This window comes from Achromobacter sp. UBA5777, assembly GCF_002418565.1.
GTDB classification, from domain to species: domain Bacteria; phylum Pseudomonadota; class Gammaproteobacteria; order Burkholderiales; family Burkholderiaceae_B; genus Achromobacter; species Achromobacter animicus.
The window spans coordinates 1-1,753 of the sequence record NZ_DIEJ01000295.1; the positions used below are offsets into that span (position 1 = coordinate 1).

At 67.5% G+C, this 1,753-nt stretch carries 2 protein-coding genes and 1 pseudogene; all 3 read right to left on the reverse strand.

Annotated elements, in window-relative coordinates:
• Positions 1-871 (reverse strand): tyrosine recombinase XerC (locus B3446_RS25670; RefSeq protein ID WP_291386713.1); only part of this gene is annotated, 871 nt, incomplete at its 3' end.
• A gap of 28 nt (positions 872-899) precedes the next feature.
• Entirely contained in the window at positions 900-1,577 is a 678-nt protein-coding gene (locus B3446_RS25675; protein WP_291386715.1) for a DUF484 family protein, read from the reverse strand.
• Positions 1,578-1,581: 4 nt separating this feature from the next.
• Positions 1,582-1,753: pseudogene (locus tag B3446_RS25680) on the reverse strand (diaminopimelate epimerase); the annotation flags it as partial.

The window sequence follows — 1,753 nt, forward strand, 5'->3', positions numbered from 1 at the left end:
CGGATTGCAGGACGTGGCTGGCGAAACTGTGGCGCAGCACGTGGGGGTGCACATGCGTGGGCACGCCCGCCGTCTGCGCGATGCGCGCAAGCTGCAACTGCACCACGCGGGGGGAAATGCGGCGTCCGCGGGCGCCCAGGAATAGCGCGGCCGCGTCTGCGGGCGGCGGCGAGGGCAGCGCAAGCTGCGGACGCACCTCGATCCACTTGCGCAGCGCGGCCAGGGCCTGCTGACCGACCGGCACCGAGCGGCGTTTGCCGCCCTTGCCCAGCACCACGACTTCGGCATCATCCAGATTCAGCCAGCCGCGCGACTCGTAATCGGCGGTGCGCTCGTAGCGCAGGTCCAGTCCCACCAGTTCCGACAGCCGCAGTCCGCTGGAATACAACAGCTCGAACATGGCCTGGTCGCGCAGCGCGGCCGGTTCGGTGGCGACCTGCGCCGGCGCGCTTTCCAGCAGAGCCTGCGTCTGTTCGACCGACAAGGCCTTGGGCAGGCCACGGGGCGCTTTGGGAGCGCGTACGCCGGCGACGGGATTGCCGGCCAGTTCGACGGCCGGCGCCCACCATTGATAGAAACCGCGCCACGCCGCGAGTGTGCGGGCGAGACTGCGCGGACCGCGGCCTTGCGCGTGCAGGCGCGCGACGAACTGTCGGATGTGGCCGTTGCCGAGCTTGTCGAGCGGCAGACCGGCCTTGTCGGCCAGTTCGCGCAGGAAATGCAGTTCGCGCCGATAGCCATCCAGCGTATGGGGCGAGTACCGGCGGTTGGTCTCCAGATGGCGCAGCCAGGCGCGCATCGGATCCGGCAGCGGGGGCGGATTGTTGGCTTGCTCGGCTTCTTGCTCCGCATTCTGCTCGGCTTTCTGCATCGCGTTGTCCTTGTCCGCCCCGGCAGCCTTACGCCTTGGGCGAGGCCGGATTCAACCGGTGCAACGCCGCCGACGCCAGCTGGCCGACGGATTCAAGAAACGTCGTGCCCATTTCCGGCGTGAAACGTTCCGGGTCGTCTGAACCCAGCACCAGCAGGCCCACGGCCGCGCCGTCGGCCTCGAGGCGCAAGGGAACCAGCGCCAGCGACTTGGGCTTGGTGTCCAGCCACGCCACCGCTTCGAATGCGGTGTCGGCGCCGACATACGGCGTCTTCAGGCTGTCGGTGAAGGTGCGTACGTCATCGGATACGGGCTCGCCGTAGCCGTGATCGGGTAGTTCGGACAGGTTCCACAGGCGCAGCGCCACGTGATTCAGTTCGAATTGTTCGGCCAGGCCCAGCGCGATTTCGCCGGGCACCAGCTGCGGATCGCATTCGGACAGCAGGCGGCAGCACCACTTGGCCACGTGCGAACCGATGGTCTCGTTGGCGGTGGCGTTGCGGACCAGTTCGTTCAGGCGCCATTCGAGTTCGCGGGTGCGCTCGCGCAGCGTTAGGATCTGGCGTTCGCCCAGCGAGATGGCGCGCGAACCGTGCGGGTGCGGCACCTGCAGGGTGGCGAAGACTTCGGCGTGTTCGTCGAAGAAGCCGGGATTCTCTTGCAGAAAGGCTGCGATGTCCTGGGCGGTGAAAGCGGTATCGGTCATAGAGTTATCGGTTCAGCGCCATGGAAAAGACGAGCTTGTCGATGTCGACCTGGCCCGTGAAGACGGATTCGGCCGGGCCGGTCATGCGGAGTTGTTCGCCGTTCCAGGCGACGGTCAGCACGCCGCCGAGCGCTTGTACGCGCACGGGCGAATCGAGCAGGCCGCGGCGGATGCCG

What these genes read in the sequence shown, in the direction of transcription:
- B3446_RS25675 (WP_291386715.1), bottom strand. Translation starts at nt 1,577, where the DNA reads ATGACCGATACCGCTTTCACCGCCCAGGACATCGCAGCCTTTCTGCAA.